The organism is Ruegeria sp. CDSA079 (genome assembly GCF_059612245.1).
Genome location: NZ_JBXWQF010000006.1, coordinates 197391 through 224214, shown reverse-complemented (window position 1 = coordinate 224214; position 26824 = coordinate 197391). Strand labels below are relative to the sequence as shown.

Sequence of the window (26824 nt, the reverse complement as noted above, 5' to 3'; positions counted from 1 at the left end):
CTCTGGTCCTGAGCCTCAAACCGCCGAAATGCAGAGGTGTGATTCTGAATAGTCACATTATGCGTTTGTTCGAAAACGCGGGCGACCGCTGGTCGAGTGAGCCAGGTATGGCTGGTCCGGCCCTTTGAAAAAATTCCCTTGAATCGCCTCAATATGCTCTGGTGCCATTGTTTAATCCAGGCGATCGTCCCTTGCCACATGGCCACCTCAATGCCATATGAAAAGGGCTAACGTTTTTCTATTCGACCCACTGTCTCCGATTCCGGCGCTCAGTCTATCGATACAGACAACGACGCCGGGCTGCCGCAACACCGTGGGCAGCACTAAACAGGAGACAACGGATATGCCCGCAGGCACCGTAAAATGGTTCAACACAACCAAAGGCTACGGCTTTATCGCACCCGAAGATGGCGGCAAAGACATCTTCGTTCACATCTCGTCCGTCGAGCGTTCGGGCCTGACCGGTCTGGCCGACAACCAGAAAGTCACATACGAGCTGCGCGCTGGTCGTGACGGTCGCGAAAGCGCCGACAATATCCAGCTTGCATAAGCTTGAGATTGGGTGAGGGGTCCCCCTCGCCCTTTTCCACCGCCACCTCTGGTGGCAGGCGGGACACATCACGACTGTGTGATGCTTGCCCTAGAATTGACCAAATATCATATCATGATGAAACTGGTTCTTAGGTTTCATTGGTCATTCGATGAGGGTTTCGATGTTCACACGCCGTGTTTTTCTGGCAGGTTCTGCAGTCAGTTTGTTGCCGGGTATCGCCAGCGCCAAGAAAGCGGTCGAGTACGATCCGACACCGCAATTCGTACGCATCAAAAAGCAATTCTTGCCCGGGCAGCTTCTGGTGGCCCCTCGCTCGTTCTATCTTTATTACGTCACTGAACCGCGCAAAGCGATCCGCTATGGTTGTGGTGTTGGCAAAGCGGGGCTGGAGTTCACCGGCGCTGCCACCATCGACGTAAAAAAGGAATGGCCCACCTGGCGTCCGACCGATGAAATGATCGAGCGCGACCCGGTGGCCTACGCAAAATTCAAGGACAATGACTATGTCCAACCCGGTGGCGGAGATAACCCCTTGGGCGCACGGGCGCTGTATCTGTTTCAGAACGGGGTCGATACCTATTTCCGCATCCACGGCACGACTCAGCCGCAAACAATTGGTCGGGCAGTATCAAACGGGTGCATTCGAATGCTGAATGAACATGTCGTTGATTTGTACAACCGGGTCCCAATCGGAACCGTTGTCACGGTCGTCTGATCGAAATCAGGGGGCCGTTGCCTGCTCAATAAGCCCCAGAACGGATGGGCCCAACGCGTCGACGATCCTAGCGACCCCGGCGGCGTTGGGGTGAATGCCGTCAGCCTGCATGAATTGCGACACTGCACCGGGATCACCGTCTGCTGCCAGCCCTTCAAAGAAACTACTGGCAAACAAGACCCCATAGTCCTGCGCCAGTTCAGGATACATAGCGTCAAACGCCTGCTTGTATTCGGCGCCATAATTGCCCGGCGCTTGCATTCCGATCAGCAGAACGGCGACATCGCTATCCCGCGCAACCTCCAGAATTTCGCGCAGGTTGGTGCGTGAGACTGCAGGATCGATCCCGCGCAACAGGTCATTTCCACCCAAGACAACGATCATTCCATCAACATCCGGCGTCAGGGTCCATTCCACCCGCGCAGCCCCGCCTGCCGTTGTGTCACCCGAAACTCCGGCATTTATCACCCGTACATCTGCACCCCGCGCCTGAATCCAACGGTCAAGCTGTGGGACGAACCCATCCTCTTCCACCAGCCCATAGCCCTGTGTCAGCGAATCCCCCAAGGCGGCAATCACCACTTGCTCGGCTGTGGCCGTGAAACCGCAGCAGACAAACAGACCTGTCATCAAAGTCTTGCGCAATGTGCTGATCGCTCCATATCCCAAAAGACCGCTCCTCAAACGGGTAGACCCATGACATCTGCTGTTCTCACCCTCCTAAATGCTGCTTTATCTCTGGATGGCAATGCCGGACGGGTCGATATTCTGCATGACATTACGTTGACTGTGGCCAAGGGTGAGACACTAGGCCTGATCGGGCCGTCCGGTTCGGGCAAATCTTCGCTGCTGATGTTGATGGGCGGGTTGGAACAGGCGACCAGTGGCCAAATCACCGCTCTGGATCAGGATCTGACCAGCATGGACGAAGACGCACTGGCCCGGTTTCGCCGCAACACCATGGGTGTGGTGTTTCAGAACTTCCACCTGATCCCGACCATGACAGCGCTGGAGAACGTGGCAACCCCGCTGGAGCTGTCTGGTCACAAGGATGCGTTCGACCGTGCCGAGGCTGAACTGGACGCTGTCGGGCTTTCCCATCGGCGCGATCACTATCCGGCGCAATTGTCAGGCGGTGAACAGCAACGGGTGGCTCTGGCCCGTGCCACTGCGCCGCGTCCCAAAATTCTTTTGGCAGATGAACCGACCGGGAATCTGGATGAAGCAAACGGTGCCGCGATTGTTGATCTGCTGTTTGGACTGCGTCGCAAATATGAGGCAACTCTTGTTCTTGTCACTCACAGCCATTCCCTGGCAGAGCGCTGTGACCGGGTCGTTCGGCTGCGTGACGGGCGAATCGCAGAAGAGACACGGCAGGAGGCTGCCGAATGAGCCTGCGACTGGCGGGACGCCTCGCCCGTCGCGAGCTGCGCGGCGGCTTGCGCGGATTTCGGATCTTTCTGGCCTGTCTGGCCCTCGGCGTCGCAGCCATTGCTGCCGTCGGGTCGGTGCGGCAGGCCATCCAGACCGGATTGGCGCAAGAAGGTGCTTCGCTTTTGGGCGGCGATGCCCAGCTTGAGTTCACCTATCGCTTTGCCGATGAGGCCGAACGCGCCTGGATGCGGCAAGCGTCCGAGCAGGTGTCCGAGATCGTCGATTTCCGTTCGATGGCTGTTGTGCCCCGCGCCGCCGGATCGGAACGTGCACTGACCCAGGTTAAGTCCGTCGACACTGCGTATCCCTTGATTGGTTCGGTTAAACTTGAGCCTGACATAACGCTGGAAGACGCCCTGAGCGGGGCATCCGGTTTGCCCGGAGCGATTATGGAGCCCGTGCTGATCGATCGGCTTGGGCTGTCTGTTGGTGATCGTCTCAAGCTTGGTACACAGGAATTCATCCTGACGGCCGCGCTGCTGAACGAACCGGACAGTGCGGCGGACGGGTTTAGTCTGGGGCCGCGAACAGTGGTGCGGACTGAGGCACTACAGACCTCCGGGCTGCTGGAACCCGGCACTCTGTTTACGACTAAGTATAGATTAAACCTGCCTGACACAGCCGCCCTTGCCGAGGTCGCTGCCGATGCCAGCAACGCCTTTGACGGCACGGGAATGCGATGGAGCGATGCACGCAACGGTGCCCCCGGAATATCCGAATTTGTCAGCCGCCTCAGCGCCTTTCTGGTCCTTGTTGGCCTCTCCGGTCTTGCGGTGGGTGGCATAGGTGTATCTGCGGCCGTGCGCGCGTATCTGTCCCAAAAAACGGAAACCGTGGCGACCCTACGCACCTTGGGGGCGGATCGCGCGACGATTTTTCAAACCTACATGATTCAGATCGGCGTGCTTTCTTTGATAGGGATTGTGATCGGTCTGGTGCTGGGTGGACTGGCGCCACTTCTTCTGGCTCCTCTGCTGGAAAGTCAGTTACCGGTCCCGGCGGTATTCTCGCTCTATTCGCAACCGTTGATCGAGGCCGCTATCTATGGGTTGCTCACAGCGTTTCTGTTCACACTCTGGCCGTTGGCAAGAACAGAAGATGTACGGGCCGCAACCCTGTTTCGCGATGCGCTGAGCACAGCCCGTGCTTTTCCTCGCCCGATCTATGTCGTCGCCACAGGCATCGGGCTTACGTTGCTTATCACCATCGCCGCGTGGTTCAGCGGATCCACCCGATTGACCCTTTGGACAAGCGGGGGGCTTGTGGGTGCGCTGGTTTTGCTGACTCTCGCTGCCTATGCCATTCGCAAACTGGCTCGGGCCGGTGCTCCATTGGCACGTGGACGCCCCGCCTTGCGATGGGCCTTGTCCGCCATTTCAGACCCGCGTGAAGGCGCAGGCTCGGTGGTTCTGTCGCTCGGTCTGGGCTTGTCCGTTCTGGCCGCGGTTGGACAGATCGACGGCACGCTGCGCAACGCGATTTCAGGCAACCTGCCAGACGTTGCGCCCTCGTATTTCTTCGTCGACATCCAGAAGGATCAGATGCCTGGCTTTACAGATCGTCTGAACTCGGACCCCGCCGTCAGCCGCATCGAAAGCGCGCCGATGCTGCGTGGGATCATCACACAGATCAATGGCCGTCCTGCCCGCGACGTGGCTGGTGATCATTGGGTGCTCGAAGGCGACCGGGGTGTTACCTACTCTGCTCAGCCCCCTGCAAACGCAAATGTGACGGAAGGGGAGTGGTGGCCCAAGGATTATTCGGGTGCGCCGCAGGTCAGCTTTGCCGCTGAAGAAGCCGCCGAAATGGGTCTGCAACTTGGTGACCAACTGACCGTCAATATCCTCGGTCGCGACATAACGGCAGAACTGACCTCACTGCGCGAAGTGGATTTCTCTACCGCAGGCATGGGGTTCATCATGTCAATGAACCCCTCCGCCCTGTCCGGCGCGCCACACAGTTTCATCGCCACTGTTTATGCCGAAGAGCAGGCCGAAGCTGCCATCCTCAGGGACCTCGCTGGCCAGTTCCCCAACATAACTGCCATTCGGGTACGCGACGCCATCGACCGCGTTTCGGGCCTGTTGGCCGGTATCGCCGCCGCCACATCTTACGGTGCGGGTGTGTCTTTGCTGACCGGGTTTCTGGTTTTGATCGGAGCCGCAGCAGCGGGCGAACCTGCCCGCAGATACGAGGCGGCGATCCTCAAAACCCTGGGGGCCAACCGGGGCCGCATCCTGCGCAGCTTTGGCCTGCGTTCTGTTTTGCTAGGGGCCGCTGCAAGCTGTGTCGCATTGCTGGTCGGCATTCTGGGCGGCTGGGCTGTGGCCACCTACATATTCGAGACGGATTTTGCGGTCATCTGGTCTTCAGCCCTCGGCATTGTTTTGGCCGGGATTGGCGTCACACTCTGCGCAGGTCTCGCCTTTGCGTTGCGTCCACTTTCTGCGCGACCAGCCCGTATCCTGCGCGCCAGCGACTGAGCTCAGCGCACACAAGCCACGGGCTGCAGAAGTTTCAGCAACGGATCATTGTCACAGACCAGCGCATCCAGCGAAACATCATCGAGAGAGGCGTAAAACACCTCGGCCGCGTCCTGTAGCGCCAGCCGCAAGCGGCAGGCATCCGTCAAGGGACAGGTGTTGTCCGCATCCGCAAAACACTCGGCAATGGGCAATGCCCCCTCAACGTGCCGGAACACTGCGCCAATCCGAATTTCATCAGCCGGGCGTGCCAGCGACATGCCGCCATTTCGTCCCCGTTGCGTGCTCAGATAATCCAACTGGCTCAGTTGGTTGATCACCTGCGCCAGATGGTTTTCCGAAATATTGCACACTTCGGCAATTTCCGACTTGGTGACCAGCCTGTCCGGGTGCGCTGCGCAATACATCAACAGGCGCACAGCGATATTCGTCCGTTTGGTAATCCGCATGAGGGCCTCCCTGAATTCAAGATGCAACCTTATTGCATGTCCGGGAAAAAAGCGGTTTGACATACATCAATCGATCAAAAGGACGCCTTATCCATGCCCGATCCCTATTTCTTTGGCTATGGCAGCCTTGTGAACCTCGCCACCCATGATTTTCCCGACCCGCGCCCGGCAAAACTGAAAGGCTGGAAACGGGCATGGCGGCACACCGACCTGCGCCCTGTGGCCTTTCTGACCGCAGTGCCGGATGCGGGGTCCGAGATCGAAGGAATGATCGCCCATGTACCGAAAAACGACTGGATCGCTTTGGATCAGCGGGAATGGGCCTATGACCGGATTCCCGCGACTGACGCCATTTCACATCCGCTGACGCATGAAGTCGAAATCGCGGTTTACGCAGTGCCCCATGACCGGCACAACGCGCCCAACAACCACCATCCGCTACTACTCAGTTACATCGACGTTGTCGTGCAGGGTTATTTGCGAGCGTTTGGAGAGGACGGCGCGGACCGGTTCTTCGCAACAACCAGTGGTTGGGACGCCCCGATTCTGAATGATCGCGCCGAACCGCGTTATCCACGTCACCAACAACTCCAACCTGCTGAGCGGGATTTTGTCGATGATCGACTGTCCGGCTTGTCTGTCCGGATAGAACAACCCTCATAACAAAAGGGGCCGCGCCACTGGCACGGCCCCGTTCTGCATCTCTCAACCAGGTTAGCCGCGCGCGCGGATCACCTGCAACAGCGGCATCAAAGCAGCCATTTCCGGCCCGCGCTCCATACCGGTCAGCGCTTTGCGCAGCGGCATGAACAGGCCTTTGCCTTTGCGGCCTGTCGCCTCCTTAACGGCCTTGGTCCAGGTGCCCCAGCTCTCGCCATCGAACGGGCCTTCGGGCAGCAAAGCCATCGCCTCGGCGATGAACTCTTGGTCTTCATCGGCGATCAGCGGCTCGGCCCCGTCGCGGCACAGCGCCCACCAGCCCTTAAGATCTGCCAGAGTGGTAATGCTCTCGCGCGCCATGGCCCAGAACGGCTCGGCCAGTTCTGCCGGAACACCTGCACCCGATACGGCATCGGACACATCGGCCAGCGGCAGTGATTGCAGATGCTTGGCTGTCAGCGGGAACAGGTCCTGCTCGTCGAACTTGGTCGGTGCAGCACCAAAGCGCGTGATGTCGAACCCGTCGATCAGCTCGGCCATGTCCGAACGCAGCTCGACCGGATCAGACGAGCCCAGCCGCGCCATCAGGCTCAGCAGTGCCATTGGCTGTACGCCTTGCTCGCGCAGGTCGCGCAGTGCCAGCGTCCCCAAACGTTTCGAGAGCGACTCGCCCTGCGGACCGGTCAACAGCGAATGGTGCGCAAATCGGGGGCAGGTGCCGCCCAACGCCTCGATGATCTGAATCTGGGTCGCAGTATTGGTCACATGGTCCGAGCCACGCACCACATCGGTCACGCCCATTTCGGTGTCGTCCACTACGGAGGCCAGCGTATAAAGCACCTGACCATCACCCCGGATCAGAACCGGATCAGATACCGAAGCCGCATCAATCGAAATGTCACCCAGAACTCCATCAGTCCAGTCGATCCGCTCGTGATCCAGCTTGAAGCGCCAGACGCCACTGCCACGCTCGGCCCGCAACGCCTCTTTCTCGGCTTCTGACAGGTTCAGCGCGGCGCGGTCATAGACTGGCGGTTTGCCCATGTTCAGTTGCTTCTTGCGCTTCAGGTCCAGCTCGGTCGGCGTCTCAAACGCCTCATAAAACCGGCCCATCTCACGCAGCTTGTCCGCAGCTTCAGCATAGCGGTCCAGTCGGTCCGACTGACGCTCGACCTTATCCCAATGCAGCCCCAGCCACTCCAGGTCCTGCTTGATGGCATCGACATATTCTTCTTTCGAGCGTTCGGGGTCGGTGTCGTCAATACGCAGAATGAACGTACCGCCCGACTTACGGGCGATCAGATAGTTCATCAGAGCGGTGCGCAGGTTGCCCACGTGGATGTATCCGGTGGGTGACGGGGCAAAACGGGTGGTTGTCATGGGTGTCTCCTGTTGGCGCGGCTCTTGTCACATAGGGGCGATTTTGTCCAGCCGCCGCTTGATTCATCAGGTGATTCAGACAGGTTCAACTGGCCACAACCTGTTCAGATCGTCCAACCCGGCGCGGATTAACTCAGACAAAACACCCGTGTCGATATCCGCCAGCTTGTTCACATAGAGACAGGATTTACCCAGCTTGTGCTTTCCCAATCTGGTCATGATTTCCTCGAAATCTGCGTAACCCGGCATGATGTAGATCACCAGCGCTGATTTGCGGGGGGAAAACCCGGTTGCCAGAAAGTCTCCCTCGCGACCCGATTTGTAGCGATAGTGGTAGCGGCCATACCCGATGATCGACGGGCCCCACATGACCGGTGCAAAACCGGTGGTGGCGCGAAACAGTTTGTCCAGCGAACGTGCCTCTTCGGCGCGGCGCGTCGGTTGGACCGTCGCGAGGAAATCCGCAACGCTTTGATCTGTTGGAAGGGTCTTGTTGCCTGATCGCGCCATGAACAAAAATTAACACGTAATGTTCATCCACGCACCCCATCTGGATGGCGTATAAGCTGGCAAGAGACTCACGACGCCCTAATTGAACCAATGATGTCCTGACAGGGAGAACAAAGATGACGATTAAACTCACACGCCGCGCCGCCTTGGGAACTGCTGCTGCCTTGCCGTTTGCAACTGCAGCCGCACCGGTTCTGGCCGCAAGCCCGGAAACCAAAGCAAACTCCACCATCGCCAAGTCACTTCATGTTGGCGACTTCACAGTCACGACCCTGCTGGATGGCAGCTTTCCACGCGACGGAGCCAAAGAGATTTTCGGCGGCGGAGCGACTGATGAAGAATTCGCCAAAGTTTCGGCGGAAAACTTCATTCCGGCAGACGCCGCTCAGTTCTTCTTTACCCCATCACTGGTCAACACAGGCTCGGAACTGGTGCTGTTTGACACCGGTCTGGGGCAAGGTGGCATTCAGGCCGCGTTGGCCGATGCAGGCGTGACCCCGGATCAGGTCGACGTGGTTGTGATCACACATATGCACCCCGACCATATCGGCGGCATGACGACCGATGGTGCGCCCACTTTCGCCAATGCACGCTATGTGACGGCCGCTTCGGAGTATGATTTCTGGGCAGCTCAGGATGCAGGCAATCGTGTCGGTGATCTGGTCGCTGAAAAAGTCACGCCGCTGGCCGAGAATATGACCTTTGTCGAGGATGGGGGCGAGGTCGCGTCGGGCATCACCGCAGTTGCCGCTTTCGGCCACACGCCAGGTCACACTGTTTACCATCTGGAAAGCAACGGACAGCGTCTGGTTCTGACCGCAGATCTGGCCAACCACTATGTCTGGTCTTTCGCTCATCCGGAATGGGAAGTCCGGTTCGATATGGACAAGGCCGCCGCAACCGCCGCGCGCCGCAATGTGCTTGGTATGCTGGCTGCCGACAAGGTGCCGATGGTCGGCTATCACATGCCCTTCCCCGGGGCCGGCTATGTTGAGGCGCGCGGAGAAGGCTTCCGCTTTGTCCCGGTCGGCTACCAGATGATGGATTAAGCTGTCAGTACCCCGGATCCGGTCGCACTTTTGACCCGTCGCTGAATCGCGACAGGCGAAAGGCAACCGGGTCCACACAAGGCGTTGTTTCGGCAACCAGATCAGCCATCAAACGCCCTGCGCCGGGTCCGATTCCAAAACCGTGGCCGGAAAACCCTGTGGCAATGTACATTCCCGGCAATTCGTCCACGCCCGAAATTACGGGAATCGCATCAGGGGTCACATCGATCATACCCGCCCAGCTTTGAATAACCTCAGCGTTTAGCAGTGCAGGAAACCCTTTGCAGGCGCTGGCCCAAGCCTGGCGCAAGTCCCTTTTTGATGGCTCAGGGTCCAGTATCCGGCACTTTTCGAAGGGCGTCACATCGGTTGGCAACCAGCTTCGATCTTGCCTCGCTTCGATGGCCCAGCGCTTGGACAGGCGGAAACGCAGAGATTTCCACTCCAGCGCAAAGGCAGGCAGAAATTGCCGCGCCAAGCGAAAACTGTCAGGTACGATGTCCACGGTGTTTTCGTGGCCGGACGCGATTGAGTAACCGCCATCGGCCCGCTTGCGGATCGCAAAGTCGTCGGACCAAAGGGCAGGCCCAGGCCCCTCTTGCAGGGGGGACGTGCGCAGAACCGTGTTCAGAATCTTAAGTTGCGGCAACTCGATCCCCGCATTCCCGGCAAACAACCGCGACCACGCGCCTCCCGCCAGAACAACATGCTTACAGGTCACTTTTCCACGCTCTGTAAAGACACCGGATATGCGCCCATCCTTGGTTTCCACACTGCGGACAGCACACTGCGTCATGATCACGGCGCTCCGGGCTCGTGCAGCTTCGGCAATTGCGGGAGCAACCCATTGCGGCTCGGCCCGACCGTCCTGCGGCATGAAAAGCGCTGTTTCCAGACCCGTTTGATGCCCATGCAGCAAATCTGCAAGCTCGCCCCCGGACACCATCCGGGCACCTGTCTGCAAGCCCTCCACATGCTGCATCCACCGCTTCAGATTGCCGATGTCCCGTTTGCCAGACGCCCCAAACAGGATGCCGGATTGGGTATAGCCCGTTTTGCGCCCAAGACGGTCGTCCAGCGATTGCCAGATGCGCAAAGCCTCTTGCATCAGAGGGATTTCCCTGGGGTCGCGCATTCCCAGACGCACCCAACCCCAGTTGCGCGAGCTTTGTTCGGCCGCGATCTGGCCTTTTTCACATAAAAGGACAGACGCGCCACGCTCTGCCAGTTCCAACGCAGTGGACGTCCCAATGATGCCGCCGCCAATGACAACAACATCTACTGCTTTGGGAAGGGCCAATTCGGATTCTACAGGGGTCGGCTTGGGCGCGGTCATCAGCAGATCATACTCGGTCACTCGGACCGGCATGGAGACCCGCTAATGGCCTTTAGGCAATATGAATCTAAGACATCGCTACAGTATTTTGGCGCCTGTGGCCCAGACACCAACACCTGCGTCGCTAAAGCTGTGCTATGCCGCGCCCGACAGCTCAGCCCATTTCTGGCGCAATATCGCGGACAACCCGCTTTGTTTGCTAGAGGTTTGTGCCGTCACTTCCTTCTGAGGCAGCAGTCTCGGGAACTCAGTTCGGAAATGGAGCGCAGCTTGCTCATCCAATTCCCGCTGTTCGTCCAGAAGGCCGGCAATTGCCGCATCCAGTTTTTCTTCATCCACATCTTGCGGTGGAGATTCTATGGTCCGAAATCGCATCGGACCATGAAGCGAGTTATCATATTCCTTGTACATTGTAACACCACACCATTCACTCAGACATCCAACCCGGGATGCGCCGCACGTACCTAGAACCAAAACTACGTGTACCACTTAGAAATGCGCCGCATCCGCCCCACATCGGGCAACTTCCAAGCAAAAATGTGGCAGAAAAATGTCACAAAAACAAGACTGAGACAGCTGTAACCGCCTCAAATCAAACCTCATTTCCCACGTAATGGGCACAATCACCCTGAGGGTTAGGTACTGTTTCCGCAGGCTTCAACTCAAACCCGAAACTCAGGTCCGATCGCGCCAGCGATTCACAATTGGATAGCGCCGATCCAGCCAGAACGCCCGCTTGCTAAGGCGCGTCCCTGGAGCGGACTGGAACCGCTTGTATTCACTGATATAGATCAGGTGCTCGACCCGCTGCGCCTCTGCTTCGTCATACCCGGCCGCAACGCAATCGGCGATGGATCCATCCTGATCGACAAGGATCTCAAGGATACCGTCCAACACCGGATAATCTGGCAGGCTGTCGCTGTCTTTCTGATCTTCCCGCAACTCTGCGCTTGGCGGTTTGTCGATGACCGAGGGGCGGATCACCTCGCCCTCGGGGCCCATCATCCAGTCGCGATGATTGGCATTGCGCCAGCGGCACGTTTCAAACACGCGCGTTTTGTACAGGTCTTTGATCGGGTTATAGCCGCCGTTCATGTCCCCATAGATCGTGGCATACCCCACTGCGACCTCGGATTTGTTGCCGGTGGTCAACAGCATTTCACCGAACTTGTTCGAGATCGCCATCAGCAGCAGCCCGCGCAGGCGGGACTGAATGTTTTCCTCGGTCAGCCCGTCGTCCAAACCTTCGAACAAAGGGGCCAAAGTATTTGTTACCGCTGCCCGGCCTTCGGAAATCGACACAAAATCGTAGTGCACGCCCAATGCCTTGGCGACGGCTTCTGCATCGTCAAGCGAGGCCTGGCTGGTGTACTCCGACGGCAACATCACGCAACGCACGTTGTCGGCCCCGATGGCATCGACCGCGATTGCCGCCACCAACGCGGAATCGACGCCCCCAGACAGGCCCAGAAGCGCCTTTTTGAAACCCGTCTTGCCCATGTAGTCGCGCAGCGATTGCACCATCGCGCGATAATCCTGTTCCCACACACTTGGCTGAGGAACAATTTCGGCCGTCACGATCCGCCAACCATCGTCACCACGCTCAACGTCAACCTGAGAGACAGTTTCGTCAAATACAGGCATCCGAAAGGCCAGCTCTCCGCCCGGATTCAGGCCAAAGCTGGCCCCGTCAAAGACCTGATCGTCCTGCCCGCCAACCATGTTGAGATAGATCAGTGGCAAACCTGTTTCGACCACCCGTGCCACCATATGGTTGAGGCGCACGTCGTATTTGTCGCGGAAATAGGGCGATCCGTTGGGGATCAGCAAAAACTCGGCCCCGGTTTCTTCGAGTGTTTCCGCCACGTCCGGGTGCCAGCCATCCTCGCAGATTGGGCTGCCAATTCGGAAGTTTCCAACTGAATAGGGCCCGCCTAGAGGACCGGCATCATACAGGCGCACTTCGTCAAACACGGTTTCGTTCGGCAGATGATGTTTCAAAACCTTACTGGTGATCCGCCCGTTCTTGAGGATCAGGTAGGCATTGAACAGTTTACCCTCTTCGGCCCAGGGCGCGCCTATGGAAATCGCGGGGCCGTCTGAACACGTCTTGGCCAACGCCTCGACCGCCTCCATGGCTGCACTGTGAAACACCGGCTTCTGGACCAAATCCTGCGTGTTGTACCCGGTGATGAACATCTCGGGAAAGGCCACCAGATCAGCACCGGCTGCCTTGCCTTTCTTCCACGCGGAAACGGCCTTGGCTGCGTTGCCTTCGATGTCGCCCACAGTCGGGTTCAGTTGCGCCAAAGTGATGCGGAAACGGTCGGCCATGCTGCCCTCTTGCCTCGTCAGTCCTATTGCCATTTAGCAGATCACCGCGCGAGTAAAAGGCCAATGCGGCAAAAGCCGTTGCCCTGCCCTCGACGGTATCCTAGTTTTGCGCGCAAAGATGCAACCAGCAATGACCCGGCAGGCAGGATAAAAATGAACGTAATCCGATACACGATTCTGGCAGCGGGGATGAGTCTGGCTGCGACGGCGTTTGCTCAGGACGGAACTGTCATCGTAAAGGATGACGAGGTTGGCGGTGTCTATGAAGGCACCTATGAAAACGGGTTGCGCCACGGGACGGGAACATACCGGCTGCCCAACGGGTTTGAATATACTGGCCAATGGGTCGAGGGCGAGATTCAAGGCCAGGGCGTCACCCGCTATCCCGACGGATCGATCTATGAAGGCAGTTTTGCCAAGGGCCAGCCCGAAGGGCGCGGCAAGATCGTCTACGCCAATGGCAGCAGCTTTGACGGCGAATGGTCCAACGGGTCGATCAACGGCACAGGTGTTGCACAATTTGCAAACGGCACACGCTATGAAGGTGAGTTCAAAAACGCCCAGCGGCACGGCAAAGGCGTTCTGACCTATCCCGACGGATACATCTATGATGGCGACTGGGTTGACGGTCAGCGGCAAGGTGAGGCCAAAATCACTTATGCAGATGGCAGTGTGTATGAAGGTGATGTCAGTGCTGGCTTGCGCGATGGCACAGGCATGCAAACCATGCCCGACGGCATGATCTATTCCGGTGAATGGGCTCAGGATCAGATCACTGGCACCGGTCGTCTGACCTATGCCAATGGCGATGTATACGAAGGTGATCTGGTGGAAGGGCGCCGTCAGGGCAAAGGCAAAGTGACCCACGCGCAAGGCGACGTATATGAAGGCGATTTTGTCGATGATCGCCGTCAGGGCAAGGGCACGTTCACCGGTACGGATGGATTTGTGTATACCGGCGACTGGAACCAAGGACAGATCGAAGGCCTGGGAGAGCTGACCTATCCCGATGGCTCGGTCTACGTTGGCGATTTTGTTGCTGATCTGGCCGAGGGGACCGGCCGCATCACGTATCCCGATGGGTCAACCTATGAAGGCGATTGGATTGCGGGCGTGATCGAGGGTCAGGGCACGGCCACCTATGCCAACGGTATGATCTACAAGGGCCAGTTCAAGAACGCGCAAAGCCACGGCAAGGGTGTGGTGACACGTGCAGACGGGTCGGTCTATGACGGTGAATGGATCGATGGTGTTCGGCAGGGCAAGGGCAAAGCGACCTATTCCGACGGGACAGTCTATACCGGTGATTTCCTGAAGGGAAAACGGCATGGCAAAGGGGAAATTGTGACCCCTGCCGGGTTCAAATTCGTAGGCGACTGGTCCGAGGGCAAGATCGAAGGCGAGGGCGTCGCCACCTATTCAAACGGCGATGTGTATGAAGGCAATTTTGTCGACAACAAGCGGCAGGGCAGCGGAACGATGCGCTATGCCAACGGGCAGGAAGAAACCGGAATCTGGGAAAACGGAGTGTTGCCGGGCGGGGCTTCTGAACAGCAAAGCGAATCAGACGCTCAAGATCCACAGCCTGCGCCTGATGATCCAGCCGAAGCGCCCGAGGCATCCGACGGGTAAGCCCTCACCAAGGAACGGGATGCCCGGCCCAATCGAAAAACCCGCCGGTATCAGTCGGTGTGAGCCCATTGATCACTGACAACAGATTCTGAGCGGCGTCTTCAGGCTCTACAGCGGGATGCCGGTTCAGGTACTTCTGTGTGAACGCAGTTCTCACGGTTCCCGGGTGTAGGGCGACGCAAATCGCCTGTTTACGCGTGCGCGATAGCTCGATGGCCGCGGTATGAACAACCTGATTAACCGCGGCCTTGGCGGCCCGGTAGCTGATCCAGCCCCCCATCCGATTGTCCCCTATGGACCCCACCCGCGCCGACAGGACCGCGAAAACCGATCGTCCCTTGCGGGGCAACAGCTTATGCGACCGGCTCAGGACTAAAGCCGGACCAACCGTGTTAAGGGCAAACTGATCCATCATCGCCTTGGCCGAAACCGCACGAATTGTCTTTTCCGGTGCAGCCCCTTCGATCTCCAACGCCCCGGACGCGACCAGAATCAAGTCAAACGGGCCTGCCTGCCCATCAAGTATCTGCAAAGCATGATCCGGATCGGTTAGATCGAACCCGTCCAATGACCGCGACAGGCCCGTCACCGAAATGCCCTGCGTTTCCAAGATGGTGCGGACCGCTGCGCCAATTCCGCCCGAGGCTCCGATGATCAATGCTGTTTTCATCTGCATCCAGCTAGCTGCGCGGACGATACAATCAAGTTGGGCTGGAATGAGAATACCAGTGGATGACCTCTTGGGCGCAAATTGGTCTTTTCATTCCCGGCGGGCTCTGTATAACCTCAATCCCATGATCAACCATGCAAATATCCTTTGTGCCGACACCGCCCTGCGCGGTGCGTCTCAGCGTGGCCTACTGATCCTAATCCGCCTCTGAGCGTGCCATCCGGCGCGCCCGCTCAGAGGAGGACGCCAGCGCGCCAATAAGGCTTTAGGACAGACAAGAAAGAGATTCCCATGACCAACGTGACCGACCAAGACCGCGTCTTGATCTTTGACACCACTTTGCGCGACGGCGAGCAGAGCCCCGGCGCCACCATGACCCATGACGAAAAGCTGGAAATCGCCGAGCTTCTGGACGAGATGGGCGTCGACATCATCGAAGCCGGCTTTCCAATTGCGTCCGAAGGTGATTTCAAAGCGGTATCCGAGATTGCCCAACGCGCGAAGAACAGCCGCATCTGCGGTCTGGCCCGTGCCAATATTGCCGACATTGATCGTTGTTGGGAAGCGGTGAAACACGCCGAAAAGAACCGGATTCACACTTTCATCGGCACCTCTCCGCTGCACCGCGCCATTCCAAACCTGACAATGGATGAGATGGCCGAAAAAATCCACGAAACGGTCAGCCACGCGCGCAACCTGTGCGAAAACGTTCAGTGGTCACCGATGGATGCGACCCGGACGGAATGGGACTATCTGTGCCGCGTGATCGAGATTGCGATCAAAGCCGGGGCAACCACGATCAACATCCCCGACACGGTGGGATACACCGCGCCCATAGAGTCTGCTGACCTGATCAAACGTCTGATCGAAACGGTTCCGGGCGCGGGTGAGGTAATCTTCGCCACCCACTGCCACAATGACCTTGGCATGGCGACTGCGAACTCGCTGGCCGCCGTCGCAGGAGGCGCGCGCCAGATCGAATGCACCATCAACGGGCTGGGCGAACGTGCTGGCAACACAGCGTTGGAAGAGGTCGTCATGGCCCTGCGCACCCGCAATGACATCATGCCGTGGCACACCGGTATCGACACCACCAAGATCATGCACATCTCGCGCAGGGTGGCGACCGTGTCGGGCTTCAGCGTGCAGTTCAACAAGGCCATCGTCGGCAAGAATGCCTTTGCCCATGAAAGCGGCATCCATCAGGACGGGATGCTCAAGAACCGCGAAAACTTTGAAATCATGCGCCCCGAGGACATTGGCCTCTCCGGTACATCTCTGCCGTTGGGCAAACACTCGGGCCGCGCAGCGCTGCGCGATAAGCTCGAGACCTTGGGTTTTGAGGTCGGTGACAACCAACTCAAAGACATCTTTGTGCGGTTCAAGGATCTGGCTGATCGCAAGAAAGAGGTGTTTGACGACGACCTGATCGCGTTGATGACAATGGATGAACACGATGACTTCCTGCAGCTTGTCTCGATGAAAGTGACCTGCGGCACTGGTGGTCAGGCGGAAGCGACCGTTGAATTGGAAATGGACGGCAAAGACATTGTCGCCACTGAACATGGTGACGGGCCGGTGGACGCGACCTTCAAAGCGATCCGGGCAATCTATCCTAATACAGCACGGCTGCAGCTGTATCAGGTGCACGCGGTCACCGAAGGCACCGATGCGCAGGCTACCGTTTCTGTTCGCCTGAGCGAGGACGGCATGATCGCTACAGGTCAGTCGGCCAATACAGACACGGTCGTTGCCTCGGCCAAAGCATATATCCATGCATTGAACCGCCTGATCATGCGTCGAGAAAAGGCCGGTCCGGGCGCAGACGCGCGTGAGATCAGCTACAAAGATCTGACCTGAACGGAACAAAGGCTCCCGCACCCGCGGCGAACCGGCTTCGCCGTCTCATCTTGGGTTTTGGGCCTGGCCGTGCGCTTATATCGCACTGCCAGGCCCAATTTGTTTGACGGCATCTTTGATGCAGACCAACGAGGCAGAAGCCGCCGGTACGGTTCACCAAACCGTTGTTCAAAGCTGGGCAAACAAAGCGGACAGACGGTCCATTTCATCTTCGATACTAAACGGGGCGTTGATGATGAACATCCCAGATCCGATCATCCGGTGCCCTTCCCGAACCGGAGGGAACGTCACCTCGTGACAGGCTGCTTTGGGGTAGCTTTGCGACTTCAGCGCGCGGATCATGGGCAGGTGGCGCTTATCCGACAGGATTGGATACCACAGCGCGATGACCCCGACATTCCACTTGCGGTGCAGCTTGGCGATGATCCCGGGCAAGCGGTCATAATCGGTTTTGACCTCATAACTCGGGTCGATCAGCATCATTCCCCTGCGCGGTGTAGGTGGAAGCAATGACTGCGCCAGCGCAAAACCGTCTTGCTGGTAAACCCTGGCCCCATAGGGCGACATGGCCAAAGCCAGAGCCGCATGTTCCTGCGGATGCAACTCTGCAAAATGCAGGCTGTCCTGATCCCGCAGCAGATTGGCCGCAACCAGAGGTGAGCCCGGATAAGCGGAAACGCCGTGACGGGCCTGCACGTTTTCCAAAACCTGCGCCATCGGATGGTCCGGTCCGAACCACCCTTCTTGCCGTACCCGCTGAATCCCTGCAGCCGCCTCTCCGGTGCGCACGGACTCGGCCGCATCCAGCTTGTACAAGCCCCGCCCGGAATGCGTTTCGACATAGCTGAGCGGCTTGTCCTTGCGCGTCAAATAATTCAGCACCCACGCCAGTAAAGCGTGCTTTTGGACATCAGCCAGATTGCCGGCGTGGTAAATGTGTTGATAAGAGAGCATTTTGCCTTCTAAAGTCCCATTCAATAAGGCGGAAAGGTGCTGATTGTCGCGGAATCAGCCCTTTTACCGGGCGTGATGGCACCCTATAAGTCATCCGTCCCGGAACCGTCGAGTCGCGGGCAGTAGAAAAACCGACATACAGGATCAGGGGAAACATGGGGATCTTTGGCAATCTGGGCGGCCTGTTCACAGCGGACATGGCTATCGACCTTGGAACAGCAAACACGCTGGTTTACGTCAAGGGGCGCGGTGTCATCCTGTCTGAACCCTCGGTGGTTGCCTACCACGTCAAGGACGGTGTGAAAAAAGTTCTCGCTGTCGGCGAAGACGCCAAGCTGATGCTGGGCCGGACCCCCGGTTCGATCGAAGCCATCCGCCCGATGCGCGAAGGTGTGATTGCCGACTTCGACACGGCGGAAGAGATGATCAAGCACTTCATCCGCAAGGTGCACAAACGTTCGACCTTCTCAAAACCCAAAATCATCGTCTGCGTGCCTCATGGTGCGACCCCGGTTGAAAAACGCGCAATCCGTCAGTCGGTTCTGTCCGCAGGCGCGCGTCGCGCGGGCCTCATTGCAGAACCGATTGCAGCGGCGATCGGCGCGGGTATGCCGATCACCGACCCGACCGGCAACATGGTCGTCGATATCGGTGGTGGTACGACCGAAGTTGCGGTTTTGTCGCTGGGTGACATCGTTTACGCCCGCTCGGTCCGCGTTGGTGGAGACCGTATGGACGAAGCAATCATCTCGTACCTGCGCCGTCAGCAGAACCTGTTGGTCGGTGAATCCACGGCAGAACGGATCAAGACCACCATCGGCACCGCCCGTATGCCAGATGATGGCCGTGGTCAGTCGATGCACATCCGTGGGCGCGACTTGTTGAACGGTGTGCCCAAAGAAATCGAGATCAGCCAGGCGCAGGTTGCCGAAGCGCTCTCGGAACCTGTTCAGCAGATTTGCGAGGCGGTGATGACCGCTCTGGAAACCACTCCGCCCGATTTGGCTGCGGACATTGTGGACCGGGGCGTGATGCTGACAGGCGGTGGTGCGCTGCTGGGTGATCTGGATCTGGCCCTGCGTGAACAGACCGGTCTGGCCGTGTCGATTGCCGACGAAAGCCTGAATTGTGTGGCTTTGGGCACCGGTAAGGCGCTAGAATATGAAAAACAGCTGCGCCATGCGATTGACTACGAAAGCTAAGGCGCGCACCCTTTGCACATAGGGTAAATTCGGCACGAGCAGCACGGGAAGGTAACCTGTGGCAAAAGACCGATCACAGCGCGATGACTACACAACCCCCTTGCGGCGCTTGCTGCTGGGCATCGTTATCCTGTGCCTTTTGGGAATCTTTCTGGTCTGGCGTATCGACAGTCCGCGCGTAGAACGGTTCCGCGCGCAGGTGGTGGATGCTGTGGTTCCTTCGATGGAATGGGCCATGGTTCCCGTGACCGCCGCCGTGAACCTTGTACGCGATTTCCAAAGCTATCAGCGCCTGAGCGAACAAAACCGTGAGCTGCGTAGCGAATTGCGCCTGATGCGCGCCTGGAAAGAAGCGGCGCTGCAACTGGAACAGGAAAACGCGCGGCTGCTCGATCTGAACAATGTGCGGCTTGACCCCCGTCTGACCTATATCACCGGTGTTGTGATGGCTGACAGCGGCTCGCCCTTCCGGCAATCTGTTTTGCTGAATGTGGGTCAACGCGACGGCATCGTCGATGGATGGGCCACAATGGATGGCATCGGCCTGGTTGGGCGTATATCGGGCGTTGGCCCGGACACCGCCCGCGTTATTCTGGTGACAGATGCCACCAGCGCCATCCCCGCAACCATCCAGCCCTCGGGCCAGACCGCGTTGATCAAAGGGGACAACACGTCGGCACCCGTGGTCGAGTTCCTTGAAAATCGTGAACTGGTTCGTCCCGGAGATCGCGTCATTACATCCGGCGACGGCGGCGTGTTTCCGGCCGGATTGCTGGTCGGCCAGATCGCATCGGACCCGGGTGGTCGATTGCGCGTGCGTTTGTCGGCCGATTTCGAACGGCTGGAGTTTCTGCGGGTTCTGCGGTTCAACTCGGCCCCGACCATTCAAGACCCCGGCGGTATCGTCGGCCCCACCCGCCCCGAAGTCGCCCTGTCGCCCGAAGAGCTGAGCGATGGATAAGCCCACCTCACATAACTGGGCCATGCGTGGCCTTTATGCGGCGCTGGCCTTTATGGTGCTGTTCCTGCACTTGTTGCCTTTGGATGCACAACCCGGCCGTTGGCCCTTTCCTGACGTTCTGATTGCCCTGACCTTTGCCTGGGTGCTGCGTCGCCCCGACTATGTCCCAACCCTGCTGGTTGCTTTCGTCATGCTGATGGCGGATCTTCTACTGCAACGCCCACCTGGCCTTTTGGCAGCGTTGGTTGTCTTTGGATCAGCCTATCTGCGCTCGGCGGCGCCGGGTATGAAAGATACCGGTTTTATCGGTGAATGGATGTCCGTTGGCGTGGTCATCACAGGTGTCTTTCTGGTGAACAGAGTCATTCTTTCAATCTTGTCCGTGCAACAGGCCGCGCTGTGGCCCGTATTGATCCAACTCGTGCTGACAATTGCCTGCTATCCGATCCTTGTGGCACTGAGCCAAGGCGTGTTTGGAGTTCGTCGCCTGTCTGCATCGGATGCCGGTGCGGTAGGAGGTCGGGCATGAAACCGCGCAAGCCCAAGTCTCAGGGTCTGGCCTATAAACGCCTGCCAAGGCGGGCACTGCTATTGGGTGGTCTGCAAGCGGCCTTTGTTGGCGGGCTGGCAGCACGTATGCGGTTCATGCAAGTGGACCAGGCCGATGAATATCGCCTGCTGGCCGAGGAAAACCGCATCAACATCCGCCTGATCCCCCCGAACCGCGGGCGAATCTACGACCGCAACGGGCAGATCATTGGGCAGAACTCGCCCTCGTACCGCATCGTCATAGTGCGCGAAGATGCAGGTGATGTGGACCAGGTGATCAGCAAATTGTCCGAACTGATCCCGCTGAATGATGACGAGATCGAACGGGCCCGGACCGAAATGCGCCGCTCGGCCCCGTTCCTGCCGGTCACGCTGGCCGATCAGGTCACCTGGGAAGACATTTCGAAAGTTGCCGTCAACGCCCCGGCGCTACCGGGTGTCACACCCGAGGTAGGTCTGACGCGACAATATCCACGCTATGAGGATTTCGCCCATATCGTTGGTTATGTCGGGCCGGTCAGTGATTACGACCTCAGCCAGATCGAAGACCCTGAACCCGTTCTGCGAATCCCGCGATTTCAGATTGGCAAGGTGGGTCTTGAGGCGAAGCAAGAAATTTCTTTGCGCGGCAAGGCCGGCGCCAAGCGTGTCGAGGTCAACGCGACCGGTCGTGTCATGCGCGAGCTGGACCGGCAAGAAGGCCAACCCGGAGCCGATTTGCAGCTGTCTGTCGACGCAGACCTGCAGCAATACGCACAGGCCCGTCTGGCCGGGGAAAGCGCCGCCGCTGTTGTGATCGATTGTGAAACCGGTGACTTGCGCGCGATGGCCTCTGCGCCCAGTTTCGATCCAAACCTGTTCGTGCGTGGTATCTCGGTCGCGGACTACCGGATGCTGACGCAGGACAAGTACCGCCCGCTGGCGAATAAGACGGTCCAGGGCACTTATCCGCCGGGTTCGACCTTTAAGATGGTTACCGCGCTGGCCGCACTTGAGGCCGGTGTCATCGGCCCCGGCAACACCGTTTACTGCCCCGGCCATCTGAAAGTCGGCAGCCGCCGCTTCCACTGCTGGAAGCGCGGCGGACATGGCATGGTGGACCTCAATACATCACTGAAGCGCAGTTGCGACGTTTACTATTACGACGTGGCCTTGAAGGTTGGGATCGATAGAATTTCCGACATGTCGCGCACCTTGGGGCTAGGCATCAAGCACAACATCCCCATGTCTGCTGTGCGCGCCGGGTTGGCACCCAATCAGGAATGGAAACAACGGGTCCATGGCCAAGAGTGGCTTAGCGGCGATACCGCCAATGCGTCGATTGGGCAGGGATTCATGCTGGCCTCGCCCATGCAATTGGCGTTGATGACCGCTCGGATTGCCACAGGACGCGCGGTCTCGCCCCGTCTGGTGCGATCTGTCAACGGGATTGAGCAGCCCAGCGGTGCGGGTGAACCTCTTGAGATCAGCCCCACCAATCTCAAATATATCCGCGACGCGATGTGGTCTGTTTCGAACGACCGTCGCGGTACGGCTTATCGCAGCCGCATTATCGCGGAAGATTTCCGCATGGCGGGTAAAACCGGCACCAGCCAGGTGCGAAATATCACAAAAGCCGAACGTGCCGCCGGTGTGATCCGTAACGAGGATCTGCCCTGGGAACGCCGCGACCACGCGCTGTTCGTCAGTTTTGCCCCGTACGACAAACCCAAATACGCCATTGCGGTCGTGGTTGAACATGGCGGCGGCGGGTCCAAGGCCGCGGCCCCCGTGGCGCGGGATATCATGCTTCAAGCGCTCTATAACGGCACGCCTCCTCTCGATGCGTACCCCGTTGCGGATCGCGAGCGTATCAAGGAACAGCAAAAACGGCTTGAAGGCGACCGTCGGCCCAAAGCGCGTCCGGACGGAAAGGACCGCGCATGAGCTATCTTGAATATGCCGTCAAATCCACGCCGTCTGGGTTCCGAAAATTCCTGTACATGAACTGGCCGCTGACCCTGCTGCTGATCAGCACGGCCAGTGCGGGGTTCCTGATGCTGTATTCGGTCGCGGGCGGGTCGTGGACACCCTGGGCCGAGCCGCAAATGGAACGTTTCGGACTTGGCCTGACTGCGATGTTCATCATTGCGCTGGTGCCGATCTGGTTCTGGCGCAACATGTCCGTTCTGGCCTATCTGGGCTCAGTCGCGTTGCTGGTCTTTGTTGAACTGTTCGGGACCATCGGTATGGGCGCGCAGCGCTGGATCGACCTTGGTTTCATGCGCCTGCAACCCTCAGAAGTCATGAAGGTCGCGCTGGTCATGGTTCTGGCGGCCTATTACGACTGGTTGCCTTCGCACAAGACCTCTCGCCCGCTTTGGGTTTTTATCCCGGTGGCGCTGATCATCCTGCCCACGTTGTTGGTTCTGAAGCAACCGGACCTTGGTACGTCGATCCTGTTGTTGGCCGCAGGTGGCGGCTTGATGTTTCTCGCAGGTGTCCACTGGGCCTATTTTGCAGCCGTTATCGCCGCGGTTGTGGGGTTGATCGCCACTGTGTTCAATAGCCGAGGAACCGAATGGCAATTGCTCAAGGACTATCAGTTCCGCCGAATTGACACGTTTCTGGACCCATCAACCGATCCACTAGGTGCCGGGTATCATATCACCCAATCCAAGATCGCCCTGGGGTCCGGGGGCTGGAACGGGCGCGGGTTCATGCAAGGGACACAGTCCCGGTTGAACTTTCTGCCTGAAAAGCACACCGACTTCATTTTCACGACGCTGGCGGAAGAGTTCGGATTTGTCGGCGGTATCACGCTGTTGACCCTCTACACGCTGATCCTTTTGTTCTGTATGGTTACAGCTTTGGCAACCAAGGATCGGTTTTCTTCACTGGTCACTCTGGGCATTGCATTGAACTTCTTCCTGTTCTTTGCTGTCAACATGTCGATGGTGATGGGCATGGCCCCAGTCGTCGGCGTGCCGCTGCCAATGGTCAGCTATGGCGGCTCGGCCATGTTGGTTCTGATGGCCGCATTTGGCATCGTCCAAAGCGCACATATCCACCGTCCCCGCTGACTTGAAAGGCCCCTGATGCCCGTAAACGTCCTGTTTTCTGCGCGCCCTGCCCTTTGGCCTGTGTATGAACCGCTGCTGACGCAATATCTTGATGAGGCCGGTGTGGACGTCCGGCTTGGAACGGATTTTGAACCGGATCAGGTCGATTACGTAATCTACGCCCCAAATGGCGGGTTGCAGGATTTTGCACCCTTCACGCGTCTGAAAGCGGTACTGAGTCTCTGGGCCGGGGTCGAAAAGATCGCGGATAATGAAACGCTGACCGTTCCGCTGGCTCGGATGGTGGATCACGGGCTGACCCAGGGCATGACCGAATGGGTGGTGGGCCACGTGCTGCGCTATCATCTGGGGATGGACCGGCACATCACCGTACAGGATGGCGCATGGGGCCCGGACGCAATTCCATTGGCCCAGGACCGCAAGATCAGCGTTCTAGGTCTTGGCGCATTGGGCGAAGCTGCCGTCCGTGCGCTGGCGGCGCTTAACTTTCAAGTCACCGGTTGGAGTCGCACCGCCAAGGACATCCCCGGTGTGACCTGCCTGCATAGCCACGAAGGCCTCCGCCAAGCGCTTTCTCAGGCAGAGATCGTGGTGCTGTTGCTGCCCGATACCCCCGCCACAGAAAACGCGCTGAACGCCGAAACGCTGGCCTTGCTGCCCAAGGGTGCGCGGATCATTAACCCGGGTCGCGGCCCGCTGATCGACGACGAGGCGCTATTGGATGCCCTGAACACGGGTCAGATCGGCCACGCGACGCTGGACGTGTTCCGTGTCGAGCCCCTGCCCGCCGATCACCCCTATTGGGCGCATCCGAACGTCACTGTGACCCCTCACATCGCATCTGAAACCCGCCCGGTCACAGCCGCGCAGGTCATTTGCGAAAACATCCGACGTGGCGAGGCCGGTGAACCCTTTGTGCATCTGGTGGATCGCACTCTGGGCTACTGAACTCAGGCCGCGATCAAGCCGCGGCCCTTCAACAGGGCGTCCACTCCCGGCAATCGACCCCGGAACGCCAGATACAGGTCTTCCGCCTCGCGCGACCCGCCGGTGGACAGGATATTGTCCTCTAGCGCCTTGGCACGTTCCGGATCAAAGGCACCACCCGCCTCTTCAAAGGCGGCAAAGGCATCTGCATCCATCACCTCGGACCACATGTAGCTGTAATAACCCGAGCTATAGCCATCACCCGCAAAGACATGCGCAAAATGCGGGGTCGCGTGGCGCATTCCGATGGCACGCGGCATCCCCAATTCCGCCAAAACTTCGGCCTGTCTTGCCATCGGGTCTGCCGGTGCCTCACCGTCGTGGAATGCCAGATCAACAAGGGCCGAGGCGACATATTCAACTGTCTGGAATCCTTGATCGAAATTGGCGGCGTTTAGTACCTTTTGCAGCATCTCTTGCGGCATCGGTTCGCCCGTTTCGGCATGCGTCGCAAACTCGGCCAGAACCTCGGGCACTTCCAACCAGTGTTCGTAAAGCTGGCTGGGCAATTCGACGAAATCGCGCGCCACGGACGTGCCCGAGATGCTTTCATAGGTCACATCGGACAGCATCTGATGCAGGGCATGGCCGAATTCATGGAACAGCGTCCGCGCGTCATCATAAGACAGCAAGGCGGGTTCACCTTTGGCGAAGTTGCAGACATTGATGACAACCGGTGCCTGAGCTTTCGGAAACTTGGCCTGCGCTCGCATCGCGCTGCACCAGGCACCAGACCGCTTGGAACCCCTGGCAAAGTAGTCACCGATAAAAACGGCAATGTGCTTCCCGTCACGTGTGACGTCCCAAGCTCGGCAGTCAGGGTGATAGAGCGGTACATCCAACGGTTTGAACTCCAACCCGAACAGCCGGTTGGCACATGCAAACGAAGCTTCGATCATACGATCCAGTTGCAAGTAAGGTTTCAACGCCGCCTCATCCAGATCGTGTTCCGCCTTGCGCCGTTTTTCGGCGTAGTAACGCCAATCCCAGGCTTCCAGCGGGCCATTGATGCCGTCTTCCTGCATCATCTGCGTCAGGATTTCAGCGTCGGCATCGGCGCGGGACTTGGCCGGTTCCCACACTTGCATCAACAACTCACGCACGCGGTCCGGCGTGCGGGCCATTTCGGTTTCCAGCTTATAATCGGCGAAAGTGTCATAGCCCAGCAGGTTGGCGCGTTCGTTGCGCAGCACCAAAATCTCAGCCGCAATGTCGCGGTTGTCAGTCTCTCCACCATTGGCCCCGCGCGCAGCCCAGGCGCGATAGGCCTTTTCACGCAGGTCCCGGCGGGGCGAGAACTGCAGGAACGGAACAATCAATGACCGCGACAGGGTAACAACTGGCCCCTCGGCATCCTTCTCTTGCCCAGCAGCGCGGGCCGCGTCCACGACAAATTCCGGCAGGCCCTGCAAATCCTCTTCGGTCAGATCCATGAACCAGTCTCGCTCATCCGCTAACAGGTTCTGCGTAAAGGATGTACCCAATGAGGCGAGACGCGATTTGATCTCTTGCATACGGGCGTCAGCGTCCCCTTCCAAGGCTGCACCAGCGCGCACGAAACCCCGATGAGTCAGCATCAGCACGCGGGCCTGTTCTTCGGAAAGGTTCAGATCATTACGCCGCGTCCAAAGGTCGGCAACGCGTTTGAACAGCGCCTTATTCGAGGAAATCCCTGAAAAATGTGCCGAAAGTTTGGGGGAAAACTCCCGTTGCAGCTCTTCCCGCTTGGGATTGCTATCTGCACCTGCGACAGTGAAAAAGACCGACAGAACCTTGTCCAGTTGCTCGCCTGCGGCCTCAAGCGCCTCAACCGTGTTGGCAAATGTAGGCACCTCTGGATTCGCTGCAATTGCGTCAATCTGGGCATTATGCGCTTTCATCGCCTTATCCAGCGCAGGCGAGAAATCATCATCCGAGATATCAGTGAAAGGCGCGATTTCGAATGGGGTGGTCCAATTGGACAGGATCGGATTGGTCATGCAGATCTCCTTTGACCCTATAGCTAAGTCGCCATGGCCGGGTGTTCCAGAACCCCAGGCCTGCG

General features: G+C 58.4%; 24 protein-coding genes. 14 read left to right on the top strand and 10 right to left on the bottom strand.

The genetic code is table 11. From position 1 onward, the window contains the following. Positions 1–343: 343 nt before the first annotated feature. Both AC2FJZ_RS08885 and AC2FJZ_RS08880 read left to right on the top strand, forming a co-directional pair. Entirely contained in the window at positions 344–550 is a 207-nt protein-coding gene (locus AC2FJZ_RS08885; protein ID WP_050604132.1) for a cold-shock protein, read from the top strand. 163 nt (positions 551–713) lie between these two features. Next, on the top strand, positions 714–1268 hold the full coding sequence (locus tag AC2FJZ_RS08880) for a L,D-transpeptidase (protein ID WP_496777088.1): 555 nt from the start codon (positions 714–716) through the stop codon (positions 1266–1268). 6 nt (positions 1269–1274) lie between these two features. On the opposite strand, the gene AC2FJZ_RS08875 is transcribed toward AC2FJZ_RS08880, so the two are convergent. Next, positions 1275–1898, bottom strand: a complete 624-nt coding sequence (locus AC2FJZ_RS08875; protein WP_496777087.1) for an arylesterase — start codon at positions 1896–1898, stop codon at positions 1275–1277. 66 nt (positions 1899–1964) lie between these two features. Between AC2FJZ_RS08875 and AC2FJZ_RS08870 the strand changes: the two genes are divergently transcribed. Both AC2FJZ_RS08870 and AC2FJZ_RS08865 read left to right on the top strand, forming a co-directional pair. Next, entirely contained in the window at positions 1965–2660 is a 696-nt protein-coding gene (locus AC2FJZ_RS08870; protein ID WP_496777085.1) for an ABC transporter ATP-binding protein, read from the top strand. Beyond that, a complete protein-coding gene (locus AC2FJZ_RS08865) occupies positions 2657–5185 on the top strand; it encodes an ABC transporter permease (RefSeq protein WP_496777083.1) in 2529 nt (842 codons plus the stop codon). Before AC2FJZ_RS08870 ends, AC2FJZ_RS08865 begins: the two co-directional genes overlap by 4 nt. A gap of 2 nt (positions 5186–5187) precedes the next feature. Here AC2FJZ_RS08865 and AC2FJZ_RS08860 read toward each other — a convergent pair whose 3' ends face one another. Continuing rightward, complete coding sequence (locus tag AC2FJZ_RS08860) at positions 5188–5634, bottom strand: RrF2 family transcriptional regulator (protein ID WP_050604128.1); 447 nt, start codon at positions 5632–5634, stop codon at positions 5188–5190. A gap of 93 nt (positions 5635–5727) precedes the next feature. Here AC2FJZ_RS08860 and AC2FJZ_RS08855 point away from each other — a divergent pair, with 93 nt between their 5' ends. Further along, positions 5728–6297 carry a gamma-glutamylcyclotransferase family protein gene (locus AC2FJZ_RS08855; protein WP_496777081.1) on the top strand — a complete coding sequence of 190 codons (570 nt, stop codon included), beginning with the start codon at positions 5728–5730 and terminating at the stop codon, positions 6295–6297. A gap of 51 nt (positions 6298–6348) precedes the next feature. Here AC2FJZ_RS08855 and gltX read toward each other — a convergent pair whose 3' ends face one another. Both gltX and AC2FJZ_RS08845 read right to left on the bottom strand, forming a co-directional pair. After that, entirely contained in the window at positions 6349–7674 is a 1326-nt protein-coding gene (gltX, locus tag AC2FJZ_RS08850; RefSeq protein ID WP_496777079.1) for a glutamate--tRNA ligase, read from the bottom strand. Positions 7675–7749: 75 nt separating this feature from the next. Further along, entirely contained in the window at positions 7750–8184 is a 435-nt protein-coding gene (locus tag AC2FJZ_RS08845) for a DUF1801 domain-containing protein (RefSeq protein WP_496777078.1), read from the bottom strand. A gap of 116 nt (positions 8185–8300) precedes the next feature. On the opposite strand from AC2FJZ_RS08845, the gene AC2FJZ_RS08840 reads away from it, so the two are divergent. Next, the gene (locus AC2FJZ_RS08840) at positions 8301–9233 is read left to right on the top strand and encodes an MBL fold metallo-hydrolase (RefSeq protein ID WP_496777076.1); all 933 of its coding nucleotides are present in this window, start codon (positions 8301–8303) and stop codon (positions 9231–9233) included. A 4-nt stretch (positions 9234–9237) separates the two neighbouring features. On the opposite strand, the gene AC2FJZ_RS08835 is transcribed toward AC2FJZ_RS08840, so the two are convergent. The 3 genes from AC2FJZ_RS08835 to AC2FJZ_RS08825 form a co-directional block, all read right to left on the bottom strand. Then, positions 9238–10569: an NAD(P)/FAD-dependent oxidoreductase gene (locus AC2FJZ_RS08835; RefSeq protein WP_496777126.1), complete on the bottom strand. Its 1332-nt coding sequence runs from the start codon at positions 10567–10569 to the stop codon at positions 9238–9240. Positions 10570–10704: 135 nt separating this feature from the next. Next, positions 10705–10980: a hypothetical protein gene (locus AC2FJZ_RS08830; RefSeq protein ID WP_496777075.1), complete on the bottom strand. Its 276-nt coding sequence runs from the start codon at positions 10978–10980 to the stop codon at positions 10705–10707. Between the two features lie 264 nt (positions 10981–11244). After that, entirely contained in the window at positions 11245–12903 is a 1659-nt protein-coding gene (locus AC2FJZ_RS08825; RefSeq protein WP_496777074.1) for an NAD+ synthase, read from the bottom strand. A gap of 153 nt (positions 12904–13056) precedes the next feature. Here AC2FJZ_RS08825 and AC2FJZ_RS08820 point away from each other — a divergent pair, with 153 nt between their 5' ends. Next, a complete protein-coding gene (locus tag AC2FJZ_RS08820; RefSeq protein WP_496777073.1) occupies positions 13057–14535 on the top strand; it encodes an MORN repeat-containing protein in 1479 nt (492 codons plus the stop codon). A gap of 4 nt (positions 14536–14539) precedes the next feature. On the opposite strand, the gene AC2FJZ_RS08815 is transcribed toward AC2FJZ_RS08820, so the two are convergent. Further along, positions 14540–15205 (bottom strand): SDR family NAD(P)-dependent oxidoreductase, encoded by a 666-nt coding sequence (locus AC2FJZ_RS08815; RefSeq protein WP_496777071.1) that lies wholly within the window; start codon positions 15203–15205, stop codon positions 14540–14542. Between the two features lie 291 nt (positions 15206–15496). Here AC2FJZ_RS08815 and AC2FJZ_RS08810 point away from each other — a divergent pair, with 291 nt between their 5' ends. Beyond that, positions 15497–17065: a 2-isopropylmalate synthase gene (locus AC2FJZ_RS08810; RefSeq protein WP_496668647.1), complete on the top strand. Its 1569-nt coding sequence runs from the start codon at positions 15497–15499 to the stop codon at positions 17063–17065. Positions 17066–17233: 168 nt separating this feature from the next. Here AC2FJZ_RS08810 and AC2FJZ_RS08805 read toward each other — a convergent pair whose 3' ends face one another. Beyond that, positions 17234–18019 (bottom strand): 23S rRNA (adenine(2030)-N(6))-methyltransferase RlmJ, encoded by a 786-nt coding sequence (locus tag AC2FJZ_RS08805; protein WP_496777069.1) that lies wholly within the window; start codon positions 18017–18019, stop codon positions 17234–17236. A gap of 155 nt (positions 18020–18174) precedes the next feature. On the opposite strand from AC2FJZ_RS08805, the gene AC2FJZ_RS08800 reads away from it, so the two are divergent. The 6 genes from AC2FJZ_RS08800 to AC2FJZ_RS08775 are packed head-to-tail and all read left to right on the top strand — an operon-like array spanning position 18175 to position 24741. After that, positions 18175–19221, top strand: a complete 1047-nt coding sequence (locus tag AC2FJZ_RS08800) for a rod shape-determining protein (RefSeq protein ID WP_039523195.1) — start codon at positions 18175–18177, stop codon at positions 19219–19221. 58 nt (positions 19222–19279) lie between these two features. Next, complete coding sequence (gene mreC, locus AC2FJZ_RS08795; protein WP_050604118.1) at positions 19280–20182, top strand: rod shape-determining protein MreC; 903 nt, start codon at positions 19280–19282, stop codon at positions 20180–20182. Further along, positions 20175–20711 carry a rod shape-determining protein MreD gene (locus tag AC2FJZ_RS08790; RefSeq protein ID WP_496777067.1) on the top strand — a complete coding sequence of 179 codons (537 nt, stop codon included), beginning with the start codon at positions 20175–20177 and terminating at the stop codon, positions 20709–20711. Before mreC ends, AC2FJZ_RS08790 begins: the two co-directional genes overlap by 8 nt. Further along, the gene (gene mrdA, locus AC2FJZ_RS08785) at positions 20708–22657 is read left to right on the top strand and encodes a penicillin-binding protein 2 (protein ID WP_496777065.1); all 1950 of its coding nucleotides are present in this window, start codon (positions 20708–20710) and stop codon (positions 22655–22657) included. Before AC2FJZ_RS08790 ends, mrdA begins: the two co-directional genes overlap by 4 nt. After that, positions 22654–23793 carry a rod shape-determining protein RodA gene (gene rodA, locus AC2FJZ_RS08780; protein ID WP_496777064.1) on the top strand — a complete coding sequence of 380 codons (1140 nt, stop codon included), beginning with the start codon at positions 22654–22656 and terminating at the stop codon, positions 23791–23793. The genes mrdA and rodA overlap by 4 nt, the downstream gene beginning before the upstream one ends. Before the next feature lie 15 nt (positions 23794–23808). Then, a complete protein-coding gene (locus tag AC2FJZ_RS08775) occupies positions 23809–24741 on the top strand; it encodes a 2-hydroxyacid dehydrogenase (RefSeq protein ID WP_496777062.1) in 933 nt (310 codons plus the stop codon). Between the two features lie 2 nt (positions 24742–24743). Here AC2FJZ_RS08775 and AC2FJZ_RS08770 read toward each other — a convergent pair whose 3' ends face one another. Then, positions 24744–26759 (bottom strand): M3 family metallopeptidase, encoded by a 2016-nt coding sequence (locus AC2FJZ_RS08770; protein ID WP_496777060.1) that lies wholly within the window; start codon positions 26757–26759, stop codon positions 24744–24746. Positions 26760–26824: the final 65 nt, after the last annotated feature.

Coding starts and splice junctions, on each gene's coding strand:
- AC2FJZ_RS08885 (WP_050604132.1), top strand. CDS start 344: ATGCCCGCAGGCACCGTAAAATGGTTCAACACAACCAAAGGCTACGGC.
- AC2FJZ_RS08880 (WP_496777088.1), top strand. CDS start 714: ATGTTCACACGCCGTGTTTTTCTGGCAGGTTCTGCAGTCAGTTTGTTG.
- AC2FJZ_RS08875 (WP_496777087.1), bottom strand. CDS start 1,898: ATGACAGGTCTGTTTGTCTGCTGCGGTTTCACGGCCACAGCCGAGCAA.
- AC2FJZ_RS08870 (WP_496777085.1), top strand. CDS start 1,965: ATGACATCTGCTGTTCTCACCCTCCTAAATGCTGCTTTATCTCTGGAT.
- AC2FJZ_RS08865 (WP_496777083.1), top strand. CDS start 2,657: ATGAGCCTGCGACTGGCGGGACGCCTCGCCCGTCGCGAGCTGCGCGGC.
- AC2FJZ_RS08860 (WP_050604128.1), bottom strand. CDS start 5,634: ATGCGGATTACCAAACGGACGAATATCGCTGTGCGCCTGTTGATGTAT.
- AC2FJZ_RS08855 (WP_496777081.1), top strand. CDS start 5,728: ATGCCCGATCCCTATTTCTTTGGCTATGGCAGCCTTGTGAACCTCGCC.
- gltX (WP_496777079.1), bottom strand. CDS start 7,674: ATGACAACCACCCGTTTTGCCCCGTCACCCACCGGATACATCCACGTG.
- AC2FJZ_RS08845 (WP_496777078.1), bottom strand. CDS start 8,184: ATGGCGCGATCAGGCAACAAGACCCTTCCAACAGATCAAAGCGTTGCG.
- AC2FJZ_RS08840 (WP_496777076.1), top strand. CDS start 8,301: ATGACGATTAAACTCACACGCCGCGCCGCCTTGGGAACTGCTGCTGCC.
- AC2FJZ_RS08835 (WP_496777126.1), bottom strand. CDS start 10,569: ATGACCGCGCCCAAGCCGACCCCTGTAGAATCCGAATTGGCCCTTCCC.
- AC2FJZ_RS08830 (WP_496777075.1), bottom strand. CDS start 10,980: ATGTACAAGGAATATGATAACTCGCTTCATGGTCCGATGCGATTTCGG.
- AC2FJZ_RS08825 (WP_496777074.1), bottom strand. CDS start 12,903: ATGGCCGACCGTTTCCGCATCACTTTGGCGCAACTGAACCCGACTGTG.
- AC2FJZ_RS08820 (WP_496777073.1), top strand. CDS start 13,057: ATGAACGTAATCCGATACACGATTCTGGCAGCGGGGATGAGTCTGGCT.
- AC2FJZ_RS08815 (WP_496777071.1), bottom strand. CDS start 15,205: ATGAAAACAGCATTGATCATCGGAGCCTCGGGCGGAATTGGCGCAGCG.
- AC2FJZ_RS08810 (WP_496668647.1), top strand. CDS start 15,497: ATGACCAACGTGACCGACCAAGACCGCGTCTTGATCTTTGACACCACT.
- AC2FJZ_RS08805 (WP_496777069.1), bottom strand. CDS start 18,019: ATGCTCTCTTATCAACACATTTACCACGCCGGCAATCTGGCTGATGTC.
- AC2FJZ_RS08800 (WP_039523195.1), top strand. CDS start 18,175: ATGGGGATCTTTGGCAATCTGGGCGGCCTGTTCACAGCGGACATGGCT.
- AC2FJZ_RS08790 (WP_496777067.1), top strand. CDS start 20,175: ATGGATAAGCCCACCTCACATAACTGGGCCATGCGTGGCCTTTATGCG.
- mrdA (WP_496777065.1), top strand. CDS start 20,708: ATGAAACCGCGCAAGCCCAAGTCTCAGGGTCTGGCCTATAAACGCCTG.
- rodA (WP_496777064.1), top strand. CDS start 22,654: ATGAGCTATCTTGAATATGCCGTCAAATCCACGCCGTCTGGGTTCCGA.
- AC2FJZ_RS08775 (WP_496777062.1), top strand. CDS start 23,809: ATGCCCGTAAACGTCCTGTTTTCTGCGCGCCCTGCCCTTTGGCCTGTG.
- AC2FJZ_RS08770 (WP_496777060.1), bottom strand. CDS start 26,759: ATGACCAATCCGATCCTGTCCAATTGGACCACCCCATTCGAAATCGCG.